20 protein-coding genes are annotated in these 21,565 nt (G+C 58.2%); 8 read left to right on the top strand and 12 right to left on the bottom strand.

The features are described from left to right. Nucleotides 1–94: 94 nt before the first annotated feature. The gene (gene katG, locus DSM117340_RS00640; protein ID WP_354689831.1) at nt 95–2,257 is read left to right on the top strand and encodes a catalase/peroxidase HPI; all 2,163 of its coding nucleotides are present in this window, start codon (nt 95–97) and stop codon (nt 2,255–2,257) included. A 58-nt stretch (nt 2,258–2,315) separates the two neighbouring features. On the opposite strand, the gene DSM117340_RS00635 is transcribed toward katG, so the two are convergent. The 6 genes from DSM117340_RS00635 to DSM117340_RS00610 all read right to left on the bottom strand — a co-directional run bounded on the left by DSM117340_RS00635 (nt 2,316) and on the right by DSM117340_RS00610 (nt 5,175). Then, complete coding sequence (locus tag DSM117340_RS00635; RefSeq protein ID WP_089887029.1) at nt 2,316–2,750, bottom strand: hypothetical protein; 435 nt, start codon at nt 2,748–2,750, stop codon at nt 2,316–2,318. A 3-nt stretch (nt 2,751–2,753) separates the two neighbouring features. Continuing rightward, nucleotides 2,754–3,452 (bottom strand): fumarylacetoacetate hydrolase family protein, encoded by a 699-nt coding sequence (locus DSM117340_RS00630; RefSeq protein WP_089887027.1) that lies wholly within the window; start codon nt 3,450–3,452, stop codon nt 2,754–2,756. A gap of 80 nt (nt 3,453–3,532) precedes the next feature. After that, nucleotides 3,533–4,042, bottom strand: coding sequence for an alkylphosphonate utilization protein (locus DSM117340_RS00625; RefSeq protein ID WP_089887025.1), 510 nt, complete (start codon nt 4,040–4,042; stop codon nt 3,533–3,535). A gap of 55 nt (nt 4,043–4,097) precedes the next feature. Then, a complete protein-coding gene (locus tag DSM117340_RS00620) occupies nt 4,098–4,283 on the bottom strand; it encodes a CTP synthetase (protein ID WP_089887023.1) in 186 nt (61 codons plus the stop codon). Nucleotides 4,284–4,365: 82 nt separating this feature from the next. After that, a complete protein-coding gene (locus DSM117340_RS00615) occupies nt 4,366–4,842 on the bottom strand; it encodes a cytochrome b/b6 domain-containing protein (RefSeq protein ID WP_177170594.1) in 477 nt (158 codons plus the stop codon). An 18-nt stretch (nt 4,843–4,860) separates the two neighbouring features. Next, nucleotides 4,861–5,175 carry a TraR/DksA C4-type zinc finger protein gene (locus tag DSM117340_RS00610; RefSeq protein WP_089887019.1) on the bottom strand — a complete coding sequence of 105 codons (315 nt, stop codon included), beginning with the start codon at nt 5,173–5,175 and terminating at the stop codon, nt 4,861–4,863. Between the two features lie 455 nt (nt 5,176–5,630). On the opposite strand from DSM117340_RS00610, the gene DSM117340_RS00605 reads away from it, so the two are divergent. Next, nucleotides 5,631–6,476 (top strand): hypothetical protein, encoded by an 846-nt coding sequence (locus DSM117340_RS00605; RefSeq protein ID WP_089887018.1) that lies wholly within the window; start codon nt 5,631–5,633, stop codon nt 6,474–6,476. On the opposite strand, the gene lepA is transcribed toward DSM117340_RS00605, so the two are convergent. After that, nucleotides 6,448–8,247 carry a translation elongation factor 4 gene (gene lepA / locus DSM117340_RS00600; RefSeq protein ID WP_089887016.1) on the bottom strand — a complete coding sequence of 600 codons (1,800 nt, stop codon included), beginning with the start codon at nt 8,245–8,247 and terminating at the stop codon, nt 6,448–6,450. The genes DSM117340_RS00605 and lepA overlap by 29 nt on opposite strands. A gap of 347 nt (nt 8,248–8,594) precedes the next feature. Here lepA and DSM117340_RS00595 point away from each other — a divergent pair, with 347 nt between their 5' ends. Next, nucleotides 8,595–8,960, top strand: a complete 366-nt coding sequence (locus DSM117340_RS00595) for an arginine transporter (RefSeq protein WP_245724326.1) — start codon at nt 8,595–8,597, stop codon at nt 8,958–8,960. A gap of 23 nt (nt 8,961–8,983) precedes the next feature. Here the strand turns inward: DSM117340_RS00595 and hisD are convergent, their stop codons facing one another. Together hisD and meaB are read right to left on the bottom strand one after the other, a co-directional pair. After that, nucleotides 8,984–10,285: a histidinol dehydrogenase gene (gene hisD, locus DSM117340_RS00590; RefSeq protein ID WP_089887014.1), complete on the bottom strand. Its 1,302-nt coding sequence runs from the start codon at nt 10,283–10,285 to the stop codon at nt 8,984–8,986. A 138-nt stretch (nt 10,286–10,423) separates the two neighbouring features. Continuing rightward, nucleotides 10,424–11,398: a methylmalonyl Co-A mutase-associated GTPase MeaB gene (gene meaB / locus DSM117340_RS00585; protein WP_089887012.1), complete on the bottom strand. Its 975-nt coding sequence runs from the start codon at nt 11,396–11,398 to the stop codon at nt 10,424–10,426. A 60-nt stretch (nt 11,399–11,458) separates the two neighbouring features. Between meaB and hrpB the strand changes: the two genes are divergently transcribed. The 3 genes from hrpB to DSM117340_RS00570 all read left to right on the top strand — a co-directional run bounded on the left by hrpB (nt 11,459) and on the right by DSM117340_RS00570 (nt 15,998). After that, nucleotides 11,459–13,882, top strand: coding sequence for an ATP-dependent helicase HrpB (gene hrpB / locus DSM117340_RS00580; protein WP_089888827.1), 2,424 nt, complete (start codon nt 11,459–11,461; stop codon nt 13,880–13,882). Nucleotides 13,883–13,962: 80 nt separating this feature from the next. Next, nucleotides 13,963–14,427 (top strand): NUDIX hydrolase, encoded by a 465-nt coding sequence (locus DSM117340_RS00575; protein WP_089888825.1) that lies wholly within the window; start codon nt 13,963–13,965, stop codon nt 14,425–14,427. 83 nt (nt 14,428–14,510) lie between these two features. Next, entirely contained in the window at nt 14,511–15,998 is a 1,488-nt protein-coding gene (locus DSM117340_RS00570) for an inorganic phosphate transporter (protein ID WP_089887011.1), read from the top strand. 14 nt (nt 15,999–16,012) lie between these two features. On the opposite strand, the gene gndA is transcribed toward DSM117340_RS00570, so the two are convergent. The 3 genes from gndA to DSM117340_RS00555 form a co-directional block, all read right to left on the bottom strand. Then, the gene (gene gndA, locus DSM117340_RS00565; protein ID WP_089887009.1) at nt 16,013–17,410 is read right to left on the bottom strand and encodes an NADP-dependent phosphogluconate dehydrogenase; all 1,398 of its coding nucleotides are present in this window, start codon (nt 17,408–17,410) and stop codon (nt 16,013–16,015) included. A 174-nt stretch (nt 17,411–17,584) separates the two neighbouring features. Further along, a complete protein-coding gene (argF, locus tag DSM117340_RS00560; RefSeq protein WP_089887007.1) occupies nt 17,585–18,511 on the bottom strand; it encodes an ornithine carbamoyltransferase in 927 nt (308 codons plus the stop codon). Beyond that, a complete protein-coding gene (locus DSM117340_RS00555) occupies nt 18,508–19,692 on the bottom strand; it encodes an aspartate aminotransferase family protein (RefSeq protein WP_089887005.1) in 1,185 nt (394 codons plus the stop codon). Before DSM117340_RS00555 ends, argF begins: the two co-directional genes overlap by 4 nt. A gap of 243 nt (nt 19,693–19,935) precedes the next feature. Here DSM117340_RS00555 and DSM117340_RS00550 point away from each other — a divergent pair, with 243 nt between their 5' ends. Both DSM117340_RS00550 and DSM117340_RS00545 read left to right on the top strand, forming a co-directional pair. Next, nucleotides 19,936–20,835, top strand: coding sequence for a DMT family transporter (locus DSM117340_RS00550; protein ID WP_089887003.1), 900 nt, complete (start codon nt 19,936–19,938; stop codon nt 20,833–20,835). Between the two features lie 100 nt (nt 20,836–20,935). Further along, nucleotides 20,936–21,541, top strand: a complete 606-nt coding sequence (locus tag DSM117340_RS00545; protein ID WP_089887001.1) for a GcrA family cell cycle regulator — start codon at nt 20,936–20,938, stop codon at nt 21,539–21,541. Nucleotides 21,542–21,565: the final 24 nt, after the last annotated feature.

The following is a 21,565-nucleotide window of genomic DNA, read 5'->3' as shown; positions in this document are numbered from 1 at the left end:
CAACTTATTCCTATCAAGCTTCTGGGTTAGAATAATTCTAGGAAACGCAAGATTCGGCGCAAACGCGCCCAGCACAGTATCAGGGAGATATGACATGGACGGAAACAACGTAGGCAAATGCCCCGTCATGCACGGCGCAGCCAGCATGAACACCCGCTCAAATCGCGACTGGTGGCCAAACCAGCTCAACCTCAAAATCCTGCACCAGCATGATCGCAAGTCAGACCCCATGGGCGAAGGCTTTGACTACGCCGCCGAGTTCAAAAAGCTTGATCTTGCAGCGCTCAAGTCCGATCTGACGGCCCTCATGACAGACAGCCAAGACTGGTGGCCAGCAGACTACGGCCACTACGGCCCGTTCTTTATCCGCATGGCGTGGCACGCAGCAGGCACATACCGCACAGCCGACGGTCGCGGCGGCGCAGGGACAGGCAACCAACGCTTCGCGCCCCTCAACAGCTGGCCTGACAACGGCAACCTCGACAAGGCCCGCCGCCTTCTCTGGCCAATCAAACAAAAGTACGGCAACAAAATCTCATGGGCTGATCTCTTCGTCCTCACAGGCAATGTTGCCATCGAAAGCATGGGCGGCCCAACCTTCGGCTTCGCAGGCGGACGCCCCGACATCTGGGCAGCTGAAGAAGACATCTACTGGGGTGACGAAGACGAATGGTTGGCAGATGGTCGCTATTCAGGCGATCGCGAATTGGCCAATCCTCTCGCCGCCGTACAAATGGGTCTGATCTACGTTAACCCAGAAGGCCCCAACGGCAATCCTGACCCAGTCGCCTCTGGCCGTGACATCCGCGAGACATTCGCGCGCATGGCCATGAACGATGAAGAAACCGTTGCCCTCACAGCAGGCGGCCACACCTTCGGCAAAGCACACGGCGCAGGTGACCCTGCTCTTGTTGGCGCAGACCCAGAAAGCGCGCCCATTGAACAAATGGGCTTTGGCTGGAAGAATGACCACAAGTCAGGCAAAGGCATCGACACCACAACATCTGGAATCGAAGGCCCATGGACTGCCAACCCGATCCAGTGGGACAACGGTTATTTTGACCTGCTCTTCGGCTATGAGTGGGAGCTCACCAAGTCACCCGCGGGCGCACATATCTGGCATCCGATTGACCTCAAAGACGAAGACTTCGCCTTTGAAGTTGATGGCTCAGGCAACAAAGTCATCCCAATGATGACAACAGCCGACATGGCGATGCGTATGGACCCGGCCTATGAGAAAATCTCGCGCCGTTTCCACGAAAACCCTGATCAATTTGCCGACGCTTGGGCCCGCGCATGGTTCAAACTCACACACCGCGATATGGGACCAAAAGTGCGCTACCTCGGCGCTGAGGTTCCTGCCGAAGACCTGATCTGGCAAGATCCGCTTCCCGCCGCCACAGGCACACCCGTGTCTGATGCGGATGTAACTGCGCTCAAAGCCAAGTTGCTTGCATGTGGCCTCTCGACAGCCGAGTTGGTCAAGACGGCTTGGGCCTCTGCCAGCACATTCCGCGCGTCGGACATGCGCGGCGGTGCCAACGGCGCACGCATCCGTCTTGCTCCACAAAACGGTTGGGATGCCAACGAGCCAGAAGCCCTCGCCAAAGCGCTCGCCGCCATTGAAGCAGTGCAAGCCGAGTTCAATACAGCGGGCGGCGCGCAGGTTTCTCTTGCCGATCTGATCGTGCTTGGTGGCGTTGCTGCCATCGAGGCTGCATCAGGCGTCTCCGTGCCATTCACAGCCGGCCGCACTGATGCAACCGAAGAGCAAACAGACGCTGCCAGCTTTGACCCAATGGAGCCAGAAGCCGACGGCTTCCGCAACTTCCAGAAGCAGGAATACGCGATTGCCGCCGAAGCCATGCTTGTGGATCGCGCCCAGCTTCTGACGCTGACAGCGCCAGAAATGACAGCGCTTGTTGGTGGCCTGCGCGCGCTCGGCGTAGTGCACGGTTCGTCCTGTCACGGTGTCTTCACCGAGACCCCAGGCAAGTTGACAAACGACTTCTTCCGCAACATCACCGATATGGGCATCACATGGTCCCCTGCTGGTGACGGCGTCTATGAAGGCCGCGATACGTCTGGCAAAGTGAAGTGGACAGGCACACGCGTTGATCTCGTGTTCGGCTCAAACTCACAGCTGCGCGCAATCTCCGAGCTTTACGCTCAAGACGACAACGCAGAGAAGTTCGTGGCCGATTTTGTCGCCGCATGGACAAAAGTGATGAACGCCGACCGCTTCGATCTGGCGTAAGTCTCACTGCAAACTTAAAGAAAAAGGCGCAGCTCGCAGGCTGCGCCTTTTTCATATCTCACAAACGTACGACACCCGCGCGGCCTTCATAAAGCGCATCCAGAATATCCGCCCGTCGCTCCATAATCTTACGGCCGTTGAGATCGCCTTTCGCGGTCACCTCCCCTTCGTTAAGCTGAGGCGGCTCCGCTAAAAACAGCGCCACACCAATCCGACAGCTTGCCCCGCGCTCTGCAGCGTTCCAGTCGGTGAGCCGCTCGCGCAACGCCGCCAAAGCCCGCGCACAGATCATCACGCCACCCGCCTCATCAAGGCTCATTCCATTCTGCACAAAAACTTCACGATCAGGCACGATCATCAAGCCAATCTCACCCCGTCCCCCACCAGAAATGACAAGGTCAACCGCCAAAGGCGTCAGCCAGCCGAGCATAGCCTCGTACAACGCCGTCGCATGAGGGCTAGAATCTTCACTATCCGGCAGATTGCGTGTCATGCCCTACTCAGCGGTGCCGAGCGTCAGGCTTACGCCTTCCAGCCCCTCAATCCCTCCTCTGATACTATCCCCTGCAACCACAGGCCCAACGCCCGCAGGCGTTCCTGTCAGGATGATGTCACCCGCACCGAGATGATAGTACCGCGAAAGATGCGCAACGATCTCACCGCAGCTCCAGACCATTTCTTCGAGGCTGGCGTCCTGCCGTGTCACGCCATTCACCTCAAGATAGATGCGCTGATCCGCCACTGCACCAAACGCTTCAGCTTTGGTCAGCGGACCAAGCACGGCCGAGCCTTCTACATCCTTCCCAAGGGACCATGGTCTGCGGTTGTCCTTGCCGTCCTGCTGACGGTCCCGACGCGTCATATCAAGTGCGCATCCATAGGCATAAATCGCCGCCTGCGCTTCGGCTGCATTGGCGCGAAAAACAGACGCACCAAGCACAAAGGCCAGCTCCATCTCATGATGATAATTTTCTGTCCCTGGCGGATAAGGCAGCACCGCACCACTCGTGACAGCATGCGCCACCTGCTTGGTAAAATACCAAGGTGCCTCGCGGTCGACTTCATTGCCCATCTCAGCCGCATGGGCGGCATAGTTACGCCCCACACAAAAAATGCGTCGCAGGGGATAGAGTTTGGCATCACCCTTCACCTCAAGTGCAAAAACTTCGGCGGGTTCGAATAGATAATCGGCCACGTGGGGTCTCCCTCTTTTGCGAGGAGCCTCTCATAGTTTGTCCACGAGCAAAAGATAAAGAGCGCAGAAAACAAGAGGCGCTATTTCTTCTTCACATACTGCGTGAGGATAACAATCCGCTGGCCTTCCACGCGGCCTTCGATGTGCTCGGGGTTGTCCGCCACAAGACTGATCCCGCGCACAGCCGTGCCACGCTTGGCCGTAAACCCTGCGCCTTTGACAGGAAGATCCTTGATCAAAACAACAGTATCGCCCTGCGCCAGAGCCGCGCCGTTGGCGTCCTTATGGTCTGACGCGGCGGCGACATTATCCGCCCAAGCCTGCGTCTCGTCGTCTAGGTAAAGCTGCTCAGCCAGATCTTGCGCCCAGCCTTCGCCAGACAGCCGCTTCAGCATCCGTGCCGCGATCACCTGAACTGCAGGCTCCTCACTCCACATCGCCGAAGCAAGACCACGCCAGTGGTTGGCATCTGGCTCGCCCGCGATCTGTTCGGCGCAAAGCGCACAAACTTCAGCTTGCGCACCAAACGGTCCACCGTCCACATCAATCGCAATCAAGTCAGCATCAGCAGAGCAAAGCGGGCAGGTCATTGGGCAATCCTTCTCTTGGGTTGCCCCGCCTTACAGGTTCGCTCAGGCAATGTCTTCACGTGTTCTCATAGACCGCTTTTGCGATATACCATGTCACAGGGATCGACACGAGAAACCCGAGCAACGCCGACAGCAACACAGGCTGCAACGTATCATAGCCCATCGTCAGAGCCGCAACCATGGCGACGCCAGCAAGCGTCGTACCGATAAACAAATGAAAAATAAGCGCAATACGGAGCATAGCTGTCCCTTTCAGTGGCATAGCATCTGAAGTGAGTCTACGCCTCCAAAAGGTGCAATTCTTTGATCTGGGTCAGATTGGACTACCGCGTGCGTTTCATCCGCGCCATCAGATTATCCTTGAGAACAAACTGGTGATAGAGCGCGCCCACCACATGCAGCGCAACAAAGCCAAGCATCCCAAAGCGCAGCAAACCATGGGCATAGGCCGCGCTCTCGCTAGATCCAAACCAAGCCACAGCGCCAGACACTGGCATAAGCAGCATCAGCGCATATAGCGCCCCATGCGTGAGATGCGCCAGCGCGCGGCCCAGCGGCCCCTCTTCTTCGGGCAAAGGCGGCACACCATGCTTGCGCCGCAGGCCCAGACGCCAAAGCGCAAGGACGAGCACAAGCATACCGCCCGCCACATGACCAACGACCATAATCGAGGGCGCAAATACCCCCTCCTTCATCCAGAGATCAAAAGCGCCACGGATCGGCTCATGGCCGATAAACTGCCAAGCAATCAGCCCGAACACGAGCCAATGCAAGATGATCTGGGGTGTCTTATACGTCATATGGGCCTCCATGACCGTTCACTTGGCACACCCCGCACAGAGCGGCGTTGCGGGCAAAAGCTGAAGCCGTGCCGTGGCAATCTCGCCACCACATTTGACACACTCGCCATAAGTGCCCGCCTCAACCCGCGCCAATGCTGCATCGATCTGGCGCACCTCGGCAAGCTCCTGCGCGCCCAGCGCTTCAAGAACCTCGTCCCCCTGCCGCTCGGCAGAGCGGTCTTCCCAGTCCTTGGAGGGCGGCTCATCAAGCTGGTCTTCCACCTCATGCAAATGCGCCGTGAGCTCAGCCCGCCGCGCCAGAAGTGTTTGCTTTGCGAGTTCAATATCCATGTTCGCCTCCCGTTGGGTTTCATGGTGAGGATGGGACGGATTGGAGGGGTGTGCTTTGATTTGGGTCAAGAACGTAGGGTGGGTGTGAACCCACCATTCACGCGCGGAAGGTGGGTTAACACCCACCCTACAAACACCACGAGAGCCGCGCATCGCCAGACCGTGGGGTGGCGACCCAACGCCTGTTAGATGCACTTTATCCCAGCCAAATCCGAAACCCTCTGAAGGGTGCGCTACCCTCACAAAATCGCCAGCCCAGGGACGGTCTGGCGATGCGATACTACCCTGATACAAGTCCCGCGCCCGAACCGAGGGGCAGGAAGCAAAGCGCCCGCCCCGTGGGGGCGGCTCGGGCGCTGCCAAATCAGAGATTTGGCATTGTAGGTTAATGGGAGTTTAGTGCACATTGTCAGGAACGGTTGGGCCAAGACCGAACGGCCAATATGGGGGCTATCATGCAAGAAATACTGGATAGCTTGACAGATCAATTGGTTACTAGTGCCACCGCGGCTACGATCCTTGCTATAATTGCTTACTTCATGCGTGACCTTATTGCGAAATTTCTTTCCCAAAAAACTGAACACCGACATGACAAAAAGATTTCAATCTTGGAAGACAAGCTTGTCCGTGAACGAGCTGCAATTGCAGATCTGCGCGGAGTGGTAGTTTCGGGCATCAATAGCAGAAACGAAAAACTTCTTGAAAAGCAGATTTCCGCAACGGAGGAACTTTGGCGGGCAGCAACAATAAACAAAAAGCATCAAATGGCTACTCAATTTTTGCAGTCTTTGAACATTGATAAAATGAACGAACATATCAAAGAACACAATGTTCAGGAGCTTGTAGACATAACCGCCAAAATGACAGGGGTTCAAAAGCTGATAGAGGAAGTCAGCGACGAATCAATCCAAAAACCAATCCACAGCACCGAAGCAGAGCTTACTCGACCATTCGTATCAGCGCTATCATGGGCCCTATACTCTGCGCACTCGCAGACGATTATGCATGCGGTTGTCACGATCATTTCTTGGAAAAATGGTGTCTCAACGAACTTACTCAAAAACGACGATTTGGTTAAAGCCATCGAAAAAGCGCTCCCGCACCAAACAAAGTTCCTTCAAGAATATGGTGTTGGGGGCACTTACTTTCTATTGCAAGAACTGGAAGACACACTACTCAAAGAGCTTCGACGTTTTTTGAGAGAAGGTGAGGCAGGTCAAGAAGCAGCTAAACAGGCTCGAGAAATTCTAAGCGCTAGTGAGCAAGCCCAAATCACCCATCCATCTTCAACGCAGAAATAAACGCTTCCTGCGGGATATCCACTTTCCCGAACTGGCGCATCTTCTTCTTACCAGCTTTCTGCTTGTCCAGAAGCTTGCGCTTACGTGAAGCGTCCCCGCCGTAGCACTTCGCGGTCACGTCCTTGCGCATCGCGGATAGTGTCTCGCGGGCAATCACTTTGCCGCCAATCGCCGCTTGGATCGGGATTTTAAACATATGCCGCGGGATCAGGTCCTTGAGCTTCTCAACCATCGCCCGCCCGCGCATATCGGCACGGTCACGGTGCACCATAGTGCTCAACGCGTCCACAGGCTCGTCGTTGACAAGGATCGACATCTTAACGAGATAATCCTCACGATAGCCGATCATCTGATAGTCAAAGCTCGCGTAGCCCTTGGTCACGCTCTTCAGACGGTCATAGAAATCAAACACAACCTCGTTGAGCGGCAAGTCATAAACGACCATGGCACGGCTGCCCGCATAGGTCAGGTCCATCTGGATACCGCGACGGTCTTGGCAAAGCTTCAAAACGTCCCCGAGGTATTCGTCCGGTACAAGGATCGTCGCCTTGATGCGCGGCTCTTCCAAGTGGTCCACATAGGTGAGGTCGGGCATATCGGCAGGGTTGTGCAACTCCTGCATCGTGCCGTCTTTCATGTAAACATGGTAAATAACGCTCGGCGCGGTGGTGATGAGTTCAATATCATACTCGCGCTCGATCCGGTCGCGGATCACCTCAAGGTGCAAAAGCCCGAGGAACCCACAGCGAAAGCCAAAGCCCAGCGCCGCAGATGTTTCCATCTCGTAGCTGAAGCTCGCATCATTGAGCGCCAGCTTTTCAATCGCGTCGCGCAGGTCTTCAAACTCGGCACTGTCCACAGGAAACAAGCCACAGAACACCACAGGCACAGAGGGCTTAAAGCCCGGCAGTGCCTTTTCCGTGGGACGCTTATCATGGGTGATCGTGTCGCCCACCTTGGTGTCGCGCACCTGCTTGATGGAAGCGGTCAGAAAGCCGATCTCCCCTGGCCCCAGTTCGTCGACAGGCTGCATAGCCGGACGAAACACGCCAATGCGGTCCACATGATGCTTAGAGCCGTTTTGCATCATCATGATGGTATCGCCCTTCTTGAGCACCCCATCCATGATCCGCACCAGAACAATCACGCCAAGATACGAGTCATACCAGCTGTCCACGAGCATCGCCTTGAGTGGCGCCGCACGGTCTCCCTTGGGCGCAGGCAAAAGATTGACCACGGCCTCAAGCGTTTCCTTGATACCAACACCGGTCTTTGCCGAAACACGGATTGCGCCTGAGGCGTCGATCCCGATCACATCTTCGATCTGCTCGGCCACACGGTCACATTCGCTTGCAGGCAAGTCGATCTTATTGAGCACAGGCACAATCTCGTGGTCCGCATCAATCGCCTGATAGACGTTTGCCAGCGTCTGCGCTTCGACGCCCTGAGTGCTGTCCACGACAAGCAAAGAGCCCTCAACCGCACGCATCGAGCGGGAGACCTCATAAGCAAAGTCGACATGCCCGGGCGTGTCGATCAGATTGAGCACATAATTCTCGCCATTCTGCGCGGTATATTCGATCCGCACAGTGTTCGCCTTGATCGTAATCCCACGCTCGCGCTCGATGTCCATCGCATCCAGCATTTGCTCCTTCATATCCCGAGCAGCGACTGTATTCGTCTCCTGAATAAGCCGGTCAGCAAGCGTGGATTTCCCGTGGTCAATATGCGCCACGATCGAGAAATTGCGTATGTGTGTAAGGTCTGTCATGGATTGGGATATGATGTGGAATCCCTGCCTCGTCAAGCTACCTTGCAGTCGAGCAAGCCCCCAGTCGATTGCAAATTCGAAATTGCGGTTCCAATATCACCCACCCCATCAAAAGAAGTGCAAGCCACCCCATTCCTCTTTCCGAAAATATCCGAATCCGCCCCCAACCACACGGACCTCCATCAGCAATTAAAGCGCCCTGCGCCGAGGACCGTCAGGGCCGAGGCGCCCACGGGCGATTTGGCGCAGCCAAAGCGCAAGACTTCACGCGCTTGTCATTGAAAATCTGCGTAAATTCGACCATATTGTACCAAATAGGCTGAAAAGCCTCAAAGAGAGCAGTTTCCATGAGTTTCAAGATCACGTTTACCGCCCTGGCCTCCCTTGCGCTTATCGCGTCTTGCGGAGGAGGGGGTTACAAATCCGCCGCACGCTACGCACCCAAAGCGCCTGTTGCTGTCGGTTCCGCCTCCGGACCAATTTCGCGCGCCTGCCTGATGTCCGATCGCAAAGCACGCTCACGTCAGCTCTGCGGCTGCATCCAAGCCGTCGCCGATATGAGCCTCTCTGGCCGCGATCAGTCCCTCGCCGCGTCCTTTTACAGCAATCCCCAAAAAGCACAGGACATCCGCCAGTCGGACAATCCAAACAACGAACGATTCTGGAAAAAGTACCGCGAATACGCAGACACCGCGGAGCAAATCTGCGGCTAAAGCGGCTCTGAGGATACGCCTCCTCAGCCCGCTGCCAGTCTAAGTTTGGCGCGTTGCTTCTCAAGCCTGATATCGGCTGCACGCGCGTGGCCCTCCATGCCCTCATGGCGAGAAATACTCGCCGTCACTCGCGCAAGCTCTGGCAAGGCTTTGGCCTGTACGCGCTGCCACGTCACGGTTTTGAGAAACTTATGCACAGACAGCCCACCCGTATAACGCGCCGCGCCTGATGTGGGCAGCGTATGGTTCGGCCCGGCCGCTTTGTCCCCAAAGCTGACAGTCGTCTCCTCACCCAAAAACAGTGAGCCATAAGACGTCAGCGCATCAGACCACCAGTCAAGCTCCGCCGCCTGCACGTGCAAATGCTCAGGCCCGTATCGGTTGGCCACCTCGGCCATCTCCTCACGCGTATCACACAAGATCACTTCGCCAAGATCCCGCCACGCCGCCTCTGCCGCCGCACGGTTGCTCTCGGGTAGCTCCGCCATAAGCTGCGGCACAAGCTTCATAACAAACTGCGCAAGCGCCCCATTGTCACTTACAAGCCAAACAGGCGAATTGTGCCCATGCTCCGCCTGAGACACGAGATCCCAAGCCACAGTATAAGCGTCCGCACGTCCGTCCGCGATCACCATGCTATCGGTCGGTCCCGCAAACATATCAATGCCCACGGGGCCAAACATCTGCCGCTTGGCTTCGGCAACATATGCGTTCCCCGGTCCGATCAGGATATCCGCAGGCGCCGCGCCAAACAGCCCCCCCGCCATCGCAGCGACCCCCTGCACACCCCCCATTGCAAGAATGCGGTCCGCGCCCGCAAGCTGCATCGCATAAAGGATCGCAGGGTGAATGCCTTGGTCAGGCTTTGGCGGTGAACACGCCGTGATGTGACTGACCCCCGCCACCTTTGCCGTCGTAATGGTCATCAACGCGCTAGCAATATGCGCATAACGCCCCCCAGGCACATAAGCCCCCGCAGCGTGCAACGGAATAAGCTTCTGCCCGGCCAAAAGCCCGGGCCGCAGCTCTATTTCCATTTCGCTCACCGTCGCCAGCTGCGCCTCCGCAAAGCGACGGATATTGTCATGCGCCCAAGCAATATCATCCTTGAGCCCTTGCGGCACAGCCCGCACGGCCTCCGCAACAGCCGCTTCAGTAACCACGATATCGCCATCCCAACCATCAAGGCGCTTGGAATAATCAAGGGCCGCCGCTTCGCCCCCCGCCTTGATCCGCGCCAACATCACAGAGACGGTGTCGCGCACATCTGCGCCGGCTTGCGCCTCGGCGGTGGTGTCGGATGATTTCAAATAGCGGATGGCCATGGTTGTACTCCTGTTACAGAGAACAATTCTGGCTGCGCAATTGCGGACAAATCAAGCACATGCGGCCCACACGCGCCACAGGCATGGCGCATTTTTCGCCCGCCCAAAACCCTTGTTCAATCTTTCCGAAAGCCGCGCTTAGCCGCCAAGCTTTTCAAGTGCCTCTGCCGCGGCGGCCGAGGGGGTCATCTGCCCGGCCTCAACCTCTGCCGCAAGCGCATCCATCACACTGCGCATCTCGCCTGTTTGAAGCCGCGCCAGTAGCCCTTGGCGTACATCTTCAGCAAACCAATGCCGCGCCTGTCGCGCGCGCGTTCCGTCGAAATGCCCATTGGCGCGCCGCCAATCATTGAGCTCGCACATCGCCTCCCAAGCCACAGACAACCCATGCTCTTCCAGCGCTGAAACAGTCATAGCCTTTGGGTAGCCTTCAGGGTCTTGAGCCCGCTTGCGCAAAAGCCTCAGCGCGCCCGCATAGTCCGCGCAGGTCCGTGTCGCCGCAGATTTCAGATCACCATCCGCCTTATTCACAAGGATCAGGTCAGCCATCTCCATAATACCGCGCTTCACGCCTTGAAGCTCGTCGCCTCCCGCTGGAGCGAGCAACAACACAAAGAGATCCGACATTTCGGCGACAACAGTCTCCGACTGGCCCACACCAACAGTTTCGATCAAGACAACATCAAACCCAGCCGCCTCACAGAGTGCGACAGCTTCCCTCGTACGCCGTGCCACACCACCAAGCTGGGTCTGGCTTGGCGAAGGGCGGATAAACGCCGCAGGCTCTCGGCTCAGAAATTCCATCCGAGTCTTATCGCCCAGAATAGACCCGCCAGAGCGTGCCGAGCTTGGATCGACAGCCAGCACAGCAACGCGCAGCCCTGCCTTCACAAGCATCAAGCCAAAGCTTTCGATAAACGTCGACTTGCCCACGCCTGGCGTGCCCGAAAGTCCGATCCGCAAGGCTTGCCGCCCTGCCCCCTTCAGACGCTCCAGAAGGGCACGGGCCTCCGCGCGGTGGTCTTCGCGGCCACTTTCCACAAGCGTAATCGCCCGCGCCAGAGCGCGGCGGTCCCCATCAAGAATTCGGTCTGCTACTGCTTCAATATCCATGCGCAAAATATGCCCTCTTTGCCGCTTGATTGTCCAGCCCGCGCCATGCTCCAAAGGGACATGCAAAACTTGCCGATCCATGATGCGCTCCCCGCGCTCCTCGCCGCATTCCAAAGCGGCACGCGCGCGGTGCTTCAAGCCCCTCCCGGCGCGGGTAAAACAACAGTCGTACCCCTTGCATTGCTGAGTTCAGGTCTCGTCACTGGCCGCATCCTCATGCTTGAGCCTCGCCGCCTCGCAGCGCGCTCCGCAGCCGAATATATGGCCTCCACACTTGGGGAGGAGATCGGCGCAACAGTCGGCTACCGCATCCGCGGCGAAAGCAAGACAAGCAAGCAAACGCGTGTGGAAGTTGTCACCGAAGGCATCCTCACCCGCATGTTGCAATCTGATCCCGAGCTTTCAGGCGTGGGCATGGTGATCTTTGACGAGTTCCACGAACGCTCGCTCAACGCCGATCTCGGCCTCGCCCTCTGCCTAGAAATCAGCGAAGCCCTCCGCGATGATCTCAGGCTGCTGGTGATGTCTGCCACGCTAGATGCCGCCCCCGTCGCCGCGCTCATGGGCGGCGCACCCGTGGTCACATCCGAAGGCCGCAGCTTTCCTGTTGAAACCCGTTGGCTTGAAAAGCCGCTTCCCAAGGGCGCACGGATTGCCGAAGCCATGGTAGAGCAAATCCTCAGCATACTGCCCGAGACAAACGGCGGCCTCCTTGCGTTCCTCCCGGGCGAAGGAGAAATTCGCCGCGCGGCCGCCCAGCTTGATGCACGCGTCCCCGAGGGCGTCTCGGTTCACATGCTTTTCGGCGCACTCCCCTTCAAAGATCAGCAAGCCGCCATCCGCCCCGCAAAATCTGGACGCAAAATCGTGTTGGCAACCTCCATCGCCGAAACCTCGCTGACCATCGAAGATGTCCGCGTGGTGCTCGACGCAGGCCTCGCCCGCCGCGCGCGCTATGATGCAGGCTCTGGCCTTTCCCGCCTCGTTACAGAAAAGGTCAGCCGTGCAGAAGCCACCCAGCGCCAAGGACGCGCAGGCCGTGTGGCGACAGGCACCTGCTATCGCCTCTGGACACGGGGCGAAGAAGGCGCGCTGCCCGCCTTTGCGCCTGCTGAAATTGAGGTGGCTGATCTTGCCCCTTTCGCCCTTGAACTCGCCCTTTGGGGCAGCGCTGATTTGCCCCTGCTCACAGCTCCCCCCGAAGGCACACTCGCAGAGGCGCAAAGCCTCCTGTTGGCCCTTGGTGCCCATGATACAGAGCATCGCATTACTGCTCATGGCCGCACGCTCGCGGCCCTGCCCGTACACCCGCGCCTTGGCCACATGCTTGCCCTCGCAGGTAAATCTGCCGCGCCTGTCGCAGCACTTCTGAGCGAACGTGATATTCTTAAGGGCGCACCCGCCGATCTCGCTTTGCGCCTCAAAGCGCTGGAAAACCCCCGTGCTGTGCCCCATCAGGTCAATCACGCCGCGCTTGCCCAAGTCCGCACCGAAGCCAAGCGCCTCGCCCGCACAGCGCCCGATGTACCCACAGGCTATTCTCCCGCTCAAATGGCTGCGCTCGCCTATCCTGATCGCATCGCGCTGCGCCGCACAGGCGATGCGCCACGCTTTCTCACATCGGGCGGCAAAGGCACATATCTTGCCGATGACGATCCACTCGCCGCCGCCCGCCTGCTTGTCGTGACAGACACCGACGGTCACCCGCGCGAGGCCCGCATTCGCGCTGCGCTCCAGATATCAGAGGCCGAGCTGCGTGAGGTCTTCGCTCCCGACATAACATGGCAAAACTCTTGTCATTGGTCCCGCCGCGAGCGCCGCGTGATGGCGCTGGAGGAAGAGCGCTTTGGCCAACTCGCACTGCAATCGCGAATATGGAAAGACGCGCCGCAAGAAGACACAGCCCGCGCCATGTGCGGCGGCATCCGCGAGCTCGGCCTCAAGCCCTCTCCCGCCGCCGAGCGCCTACGCGCGCGCGTTGCTCTTCTGACGCAAGCAGGCCACGAGATGCCCGATATGTCCGACACAGCGCTCCTTGAGACATTGGAGGTTTGGCTTACACCATATATTACAGGCGTAAAAACAGATGCGCAGTGGAAGTCCTTTGACATCCATTCAGCGCTCCAAGCGCAGCTGACCTACGAACAAACCCAGCTCTTGGCTCAGCACGCCCCCGCTCATTTCACCACGCCCTTGGGCCGTCAGATCCCGATTGATTACGCGGGCGATGATCCCGAAATCTCGCTGCGCATTCAGGAAATGTTTGGCCAGCGCACCCACCCCCAAGTCGCGGGCAAGCCTCTACGCGTCACGCTCCTGTCGCCCGCCCAGCGCCCCGTGCAAACCACAATGGATATCCCAGCATTCTGGGATACCTCCTATTCTGATGTGCGCAAAGACATGCGTGGCCGCTATCCCCGCCACCCGTGGCCCGAAGACCCCCGCGAAGCAGACCCTACCCTGCGTACAAAACGCCGCTCATGAGCGCCGTCTTTGCAATTGCAGAAAAAAATGGTATACGTGTGTTAATCAATAATAAAATCGCGGCAGTTAGTCAGTCACTTATGAATAAACAATTCCAAAAAGCTTGGAGCGAGCTCCTCAGCCCGTTTCTGCGTCGTCCAAAGCGGCTGCAAGTCGCAGCATTGTGCTACAAGCAAGCCAACGACACCGACGACAAAGAAATCTTGCTCGTCACCTCGCGGGATACGGGCCGCTGGATCATTCCCAAGGGCTGGCCAATTGATGGTAAAAACGCCTCTGAAGCCGCGCTGCAAGAAGCTTGGGAAGAAGCGGGCGTGCGCAAAGGCACGGTCATGGGCAAAGCGCTTGGTCTCTACAATTATGACAAAGAGCTCAAAGGCGGCCTGCCTGTGGCAGTAGAAACATTGGTCTTCTCGGTGAAAGTCAACGAAATGCGCGATGACTACCCAGAAGCCTCCCAGCGCGAGCGCAAATGGGTCAGCCCAGCAGAAGCTGCAAACATGGTGCAAGAGCCCCAACTGCAGGACATGCTGCGCAGTTTGTAACAGTTTTGTATCAGTTTTGTGACAAATTGATTGAATTACGCCCCAACCTTCTCTAACCGAGCGGGAACGCCAAGGGGGGCAAAATGACAGATTTCAATAAGCACGACGCCGATCACCTCGAAACACTCGACCGCGACCTGCACCGCCTATCCTATCTGGAAAATGCCACCCAGTATGTTGCACGCCCCATGATGGGCCCCGGCATAGCGCTTGCCTTTATGGTCCTCGCCGGCCTGTCCGCTGCGATCTTCTTCGGCTTTGAACCGCAAAACTACGTGGTCATCCTCGCCGCCGTCTTCGGCGCCTACATGGCGCTCAACATCGGCGCAAACGATGTCGCCAACAACATGGGCCCCGCCGTTGGCGCCAACGCGCTCACACTTAGCGGCGCCATCGCCATCGCCGTTGTCTTCGAAAGCGCCGGCGCGCTCCTCGCGGGCGGTGATGTGGTCTCCACAATTTCCAAAGGCATCATTGCCCCCTCTACAATGGCCTCTGCCGATGTGTTCATCTGGGCCATGATGGCCGCGCTGATTTCCGCTGCGCTCTGGGTCAACCTCGCCACATGGGTCGGCGCGCCTGTCTCAACAACACACTCTGTTGTCGGTGGCGTCATGGGCGCAGGCATCGCTGCCGCGGGCCTCTCCGCTGTCAACTGGCCCACCATGAGCGCCATCGCCGCGAGCTGGGTCATCTCGCCTGTTCTGGGCGGAGCCATTGCCGCCGCCTTCCTCGCTCTGATCAAATCGCGTGTGATCTATCAAGACGACAAGATCGCAGCCGCCAAAAAGTGGGTTCCAATCCTCGTAGGCATCATGGCGGGCGCTTTCGCTTCGTACCTTGCCCTCAAGGGCCTCAAGCGCATCATGAAGATCGATCTTCCAACAGCTCTGGCCATCGGCCTCGCACTTGGTGTCGCGGCATGGCTTGTAACAATCCCACTGATCCGCCGTCAGTCTGAAGGGCTTGAGAACCGAAACAAATCTCTCAAAACCCTCTTTGGCATTCCACTGGTTATCTCGGCAGCACTGCTCAGCTTCGCCCACGGGGCCAATGATGTGGCCAATGCGGTTGGCCCCCTCGCAGCCATCGTGCACGCCGCCGAATACGGCAGCTTTGCTGACAAAGTCGCGATCCCAATGTGGGTCATGATCATCGGCGCCTTCGGGATCAGCTTCGGCCTCTTCCTCTTTGGCCCCAAACTGATCCGCATGGTCGGCTCACAGATCACAAAGCTCAACCCAATGCGCGCCTATTGTGTCTCGCTCTCAGCCGCAATCACAGTGATCATCGCAAGTTGGCTCGGCCTGCCTGTGTCCTCGACACATATTGCCGTGGGCGCAGTCTTCGGCGTTGGCTTCTTCCGCGAATGGGACGCCGCAAAGCGCATGCGTGCCAGCACGGTTGCAATGCCAGATGCACAGCGTATTGCCCCAGAAGAGCGCCGTCGTCGCAAGCTCGTGCGCCGTTCACACTTCATGACAATCATCGCAGCATGGGTCATCACAGTGCCCGCCGCCGCCATCATGTCAGGGCTGATCTTCTATATTCTGTCCGCCGTCGTACACTAAGCTCAAAGCTTCGTTCAGTCCCACCACGGCCCATGATGCTTGCCCTCTTGGTCGAGCCTCTCAAAGCCGTGGCGGCCAAAAAAATCTCGCTGCGCCTGAATGATATTGGCCGTGCCGCTGCCAATCCGCAGGCTGTCAAAGAAGCTGACAGCACTGCTCAAGGCAGGCGCAGGATGCCCCGCCCCCAGTGCTGCGCCGGCAACAGCCCGCAACCTGGGCAGAGCGGCCTGAAGCTTGGCCGCAATCGCCTCCGCTTCCAAAAGCTGCCCGCCATGGCTGGCACTGTTCTCAAAAGCCTCGGCGATATCGTCCAGCAAGGCCGCACGTATGATACAGCCTGCCCGCCAAATTTGCGCAATCCGCGCAAAATCAAGCGGCCAGTTATATTCCTCGGCGGCCTGCCTCAAAATGCGAAAGCCCTGCGCATAGGCCAAGATACGCCCCGCCATCAACGCATCCGCGATTTGATCCAAGCTGACGGAAACAGCGCCGCGCCCTGCGCCATATTGCACGCCAAGCCGCTCGCGAAGGACCTTTTCCGACGACCAACTCCGCGCACCAATGGCCGCTTCAATCATACTCGCGCTCTGCCCCATCTGCAGCGCTTCGATCACAGTCCAGCGTCCCGTGCCCTTTTGACCCGCCGCATCACGGATATGGTCGACAAACGGAACGCCTGCCTCCTCGTATTGCAGTAGCGCACCTGTGATTTCCACAAGATAGGAGCGCAGCGGTCCCTTATCCCAAGCCTCAAACTGCGCACCAATCTCCGGTGCACTCATTCCAAGTCCAAAACGCATCAGCCCATAAGCCTCCGCGATCATTTGCATATCGGCATATTCAATCCCGTTGTGCACGGTCTTCACAAAATGCCCCGCCCCGTCAGGCCCCAGATGCGCCACACAAGGCACGCCTTCATATTTCGCGGCAATAGCCCTCAACATCGGTTCAAGCTGGGTCCAAGAATGCGCCGTACCACCAACCATCATCGACGGCCCATGCCGCGCACCCTTCTCGCCGCCCGAAACGCCCATACCGACAAAGTGCAGATCCTGCTGGCCCAGCGCCTCCGCGCGTCGCCGCGTATCGTGGAAATTCGCGTTGCCCCCGTCAATGATCGTATCACCTGCCTCAAGCAACGGCGTGACAGCCGCGATCATGCTGTCCATAGGCGCGCCCGACGGGATCATAAACAGAATCACCCGAGGTGTTTTCAGTCCTGACACAAAGGCAGAGAGCTCAGAATGCGGATGCAGACGCTCGGCCAACGGCCCCGCCTCTGCAACAAAGTCGGCGATCCAGCTCACCTCGCGGTTGGTCACCGCAACGTCAAATCCCTGCTCAGCAAGGTTCAGCGCCAAAGCGCTCCCCATCACACCAAGCCCGTAAATACCGATATTCGCGCGCGACATTCACACTCTCCTGTTTGCGCTAGCATCCTATTGGACAAAACACTAAGCGCAAGCACAGAGACCAAAGCTCCTACGGCTTCCTCTTTCAAGAAATATCCCAAGGGGCCTGGGGACTGGTCCCCCAGCTTGGCTGCGGCCTGGGGGACTGCCCCCCAAGCTCTGCTTAAGCCGCGCCTACTTGCCTAGACACCAGCGCACCACAGCCTTCTGCGCATGAAGACGGTTCTCCGCCTCATCAAAGATCACAGAGTTCGGCCCGTCCATCACAGCGCTCGTCGCCTCGTCCTCGCGATGCGCAGGCAAGCAATGCATAAACAGCGCATCAGGCTTCGCATGACGCATCAGGTCTTCGTTCACTTGATAGGGCCGCAGCATATTGTGGCGGCGCTCTTTGGTGCTTTGCCCGTCATGCATGCTCACCCATGTGTCTGTGACAACAAGATCCGCACCCTGCACAGCAGTCTTCGCATCCCGCTCAAGGCTCACGCTCACACCTGCTTTACGGGCAAGGCCGATAAATTCGTCTTCAGGGTCCAGCTGGCTTGGCCCCGCAAAGACCATATCAAAGCCAAACTGCGCCGCCGCATGCAGGAAGGACGCACAGACATTGTTGCCATCGCCACACCAAACCACTTTCTTGCCCTTGATAGAGCCGCGGTGCTCCTCATAGGTCAGAACATCCGCCATGATCTGGCAAGGATGCGTACGGTCCGTGAGCCCGTTGATCACAGGAACAGTCGCATGCTCCGCCATTTCCAGCAGCACAGACTCATCAAATGTACGGATCATGATCAGGTCGACATAGCGGCTCATCACTTTAGCGGTATCCGCAATCGTTTCACCGTGGCCAAGCTGCATTTCACTGCCCGTCAGAAGCATGGTCTGCCCCCCCATCTGACGCACACCCACATCAAAGCTCACCCGCGTACGCGTGGAGGGCTTTTCAAAAATCAGCGCAACCATTTGCCCCTCAAGCGGGCGCTCGTCATCAAGCGCACCCTTGGGCCGTCCTGCCCGCGCCGTTTTCATTGCCGCTGCTTGGTCAATAATACCGCGCAAGTCGTCCTTGCTCGTTTTATGAATGTCGAGAAAATGGTTCATGCCTTAAGTCCTTCACTGACCGCGCTCGCGGCTTTATCAAGGCGCGCCACCGCCTCAGAAATATCACTCTCCGTAATGTTCAGCGCTGGCAAAAGCCGCACCACATTATCCGCAGCAGGGACAGAGAGCACACCCGCCTCATACCCCGCCTTCACAACGTCAATCGGCGCAACCTTACACTTCAGGCCCAGCATCAGCCCCGCGCCGCGCACACCTTCAAACACATCAGGATGCGCCGCAACCAAGCCCTCAAGCTTCTGGCGCAAGCCGCCCGCGCGGGCGTTCACCTCAGCTAGAAACGCAGGGTCCGAAACAATCTCCATCACCTTGAGACCAACAGCGCAGGCGAGAGGGTTGCCCCCGTATGTGCTGCCATGCGTCCCGGCGACCATTCCGCTCGCGGCCTCTTCGCGGGCCAGCACAGCCCCGAGCGGGAAGCCCCCGCCAATGCCCTTCGCAACCATCATAATATCAGGCTCAATCCCTGACCACTCATGGGCAAAGAGTTTCCCAGTGCGGCCCACGCCACATTGCACCTCATCCAAGATCAGCAGCGCACCCGTCTCGTCGCAGAGATCGCGCAGCCCCTTCAGGCACTGGTCAGGCAGCGGACGAATACCGCCCTCGCCCTGCACAGGTTCAATCAGAATTGCCGCGGTGTTCTCGCTCACAGCCGCGCGCAAAGCGTCGTGGTCGCCCCATGGCAGATGGGTAAACCCGCCAAGGATCGGCCCAAAACCCTTGGTCATCTTTTCGCTGCCCGCTGCCGCAATGCCTGCCGCCGAGCGGCCATGGAAAGAGCCCTCAAAGGTGATAATCTCCACCCGCTCAGGTTGCCCTTTCTCATACCAATATTTACGCGCCATTTTGACGGCGAGCTCACAGGCCTCTGTGCCCGAGTTGGTAAAGAATACGGTGTCCGCAAAAGTCTCTTCCACAAGCTTCTCCGCCAAAGCCTGCTGCTGCGGGATTTGGTAGAGATTGGAGAGGTGCCAGAGCTTCCCCGCCTGCTCTGTGAGCGCCCCGACCAAGGCGGGGTTGGCATGCCCCAGAGCATTTACAGCAATACCCGCTCCAAGGTCCAAAAAGCGTCGCCCGTCCGCTTCCGTCAGCCAGCTGCCCTCACCCGAGACAAAGCTCAAAGGCGCACGGTTATAGGTCGGCAAAAGAGAAGGGATCATAGGTCTTATCCTTATAAGAAGCCCGATAAGTGCCGAAGCAGGCGGGCATAGTCAACATGGGGGACAGAAAAGAGCGCCTTGTGGCCGCGCCCATAGCCGTGCAGTCGCCGAGCTTACGCTCGTCGGCGTCGTGAGAAGAAAGAGTTCACTGCGTTGCACATACGGACCATCTAGCAGCGCCCTTGCCCCAAGGGAAGCAAAAACCTCTTGCCCCCGCCAGCCGCTTCTCTATCGCTTCTCCACATGAAAGCTCTCGCCCTCCCCAATGCGCGCCTCGCCGTGATGCTCATGCTCACAGCAACCTTCTTTATCGCCAGCTCCACGCTGATGGCCAAGCTCGCGTCTGACCCACGCTTTGGCACGCCATTGCATCCCTTACAGATCAGCCATGGCCGCTTTCTTTTCGCCTTTGTCCTGATCAGCGCCGTGGTCACAGCCACCCAGCAGAAGATCTCGCGGCCAAACTTGCAGCTCCACACTGCACGTTCACTGCTCGGCTGGAGCGGCGTCACACTGATGTTTGCCGCCGTCGCGTTTATTCCCATGGCAGATGCCACAGCGATCAGCTTCCTCAACCCCGTCTTTGCAATGGTCTTCGCCATTCCGCTTCTGGGCGAGCGGGTCGGCCCCGTGCGCTGGAGCGCGGCCGCCATTGCCTTTCTTGGTGCGCTTGTGCTTCTGCGTCCCTCCCCCGCAAGCTTCGAGGCAGGTGCGCTCTTGGCCCTCGGCGCTGCGGTTTTTATGGGGCTCGAAGTGATCCTGATCAAGCGCCTCGCAAATTCTGAGCCGCCATTGCAAATTCTGTTCGTCAACAACGCGATCGGCCTGATCATTGCGAGCCTCGCTGTGCTCCCCGTATGGCAAATGCCCAGTCCTTCACAATGGCTCGTCCTTGCAGGCGTCGGCTCTGCAATGGCCATGGCCCAGTTCTTCTTCGTCAATGCCATGGCCCGCGCCGAAGCCAGCTATATTGCGCCCTTTGCATTCACCACATTGATCTTCGCCGCCGCTTATGATGCAGCCCTGTTTGGCGCGTGGCCAGACGTCGTCTCGGGGGTCGGCGCGCTAACCATTCTCTCTGGCGCAGGGCTGCTGGCGTGGCGAGAAAGCCATCTCAAGTCAGCCGCATCACCCTCGGAGTGATTCTGCACCTTGTATCTGCGCCCACGATGCTTAGTATAGGGCGCTGATCCAAGTTCTGGCCCGCCTCGTGCACACGGCCCCCCAACCTCAAGGAAACCGCATGTCCTGGACAGACGAACGCGTAGAAGTATTGAAAAAGATGTGGGGCGAAGGCCAGTCGGCCAGCCAGATCGCCAAAGAGCTTGGTGGCGTCACCCGCAACGCTGTGATCGGCAAGGTACACCGCCTTGGCCTATCCAACCGCACCACAACAGGCGCGGCCAAGCCAGATGCCAAAGCCGCCGCTCCAAGCGCGCCCAAAAAGCCGTCAAAACCCAAAGCCGCGCCACCCAAGGCTGCCGCAAAAGTGGCCGAGCCTGCACCCGTTGCAGAGCCTGAGACCGAGGTTGAGGTCGAAGCCAAGCCTATTCCCAAAAGCCCTGCGCGCCGTGCCATCATTCCGGCAGGCCAGCCGCTTCCACCGCAGCCCTCAAACAACGAGATCAGCGCCGAAGCCCTCGCAAAAGTCAGCGAAATTGAGAAAAAAGCAAAGCGTCTCACACTCATGGAATTGACCGAACGCACCTGCAAATGGCCTGTTGGCGACCCCGCTACCGATGATTTCTGGTTCTGCGGGCTACCCACACAGTCAGGCAAGCCCTACTGCGAAGCGCATGTTGGCGTGGCGTTCCAGCCCATGTCCTCGCGGCGCGATCGCAAACGCTAAGCAGCTTTTTCTGATTGCCTTAAA

Origin of the sequence: Lentibacter algarum (assembly GCF_040580765.1) — a bacterium.
In the GTDB taxonomy this organism is placed as follows: Bacteria; Pseudomonadota; Alphaproteobacteria; order Rhodobacterales; family Rhodobacteraceae; genus Lentibacter; species Lentibacter algarum.
This window is presented reverse-complemented; position numbering and strand designations above follow the sequence as displayed.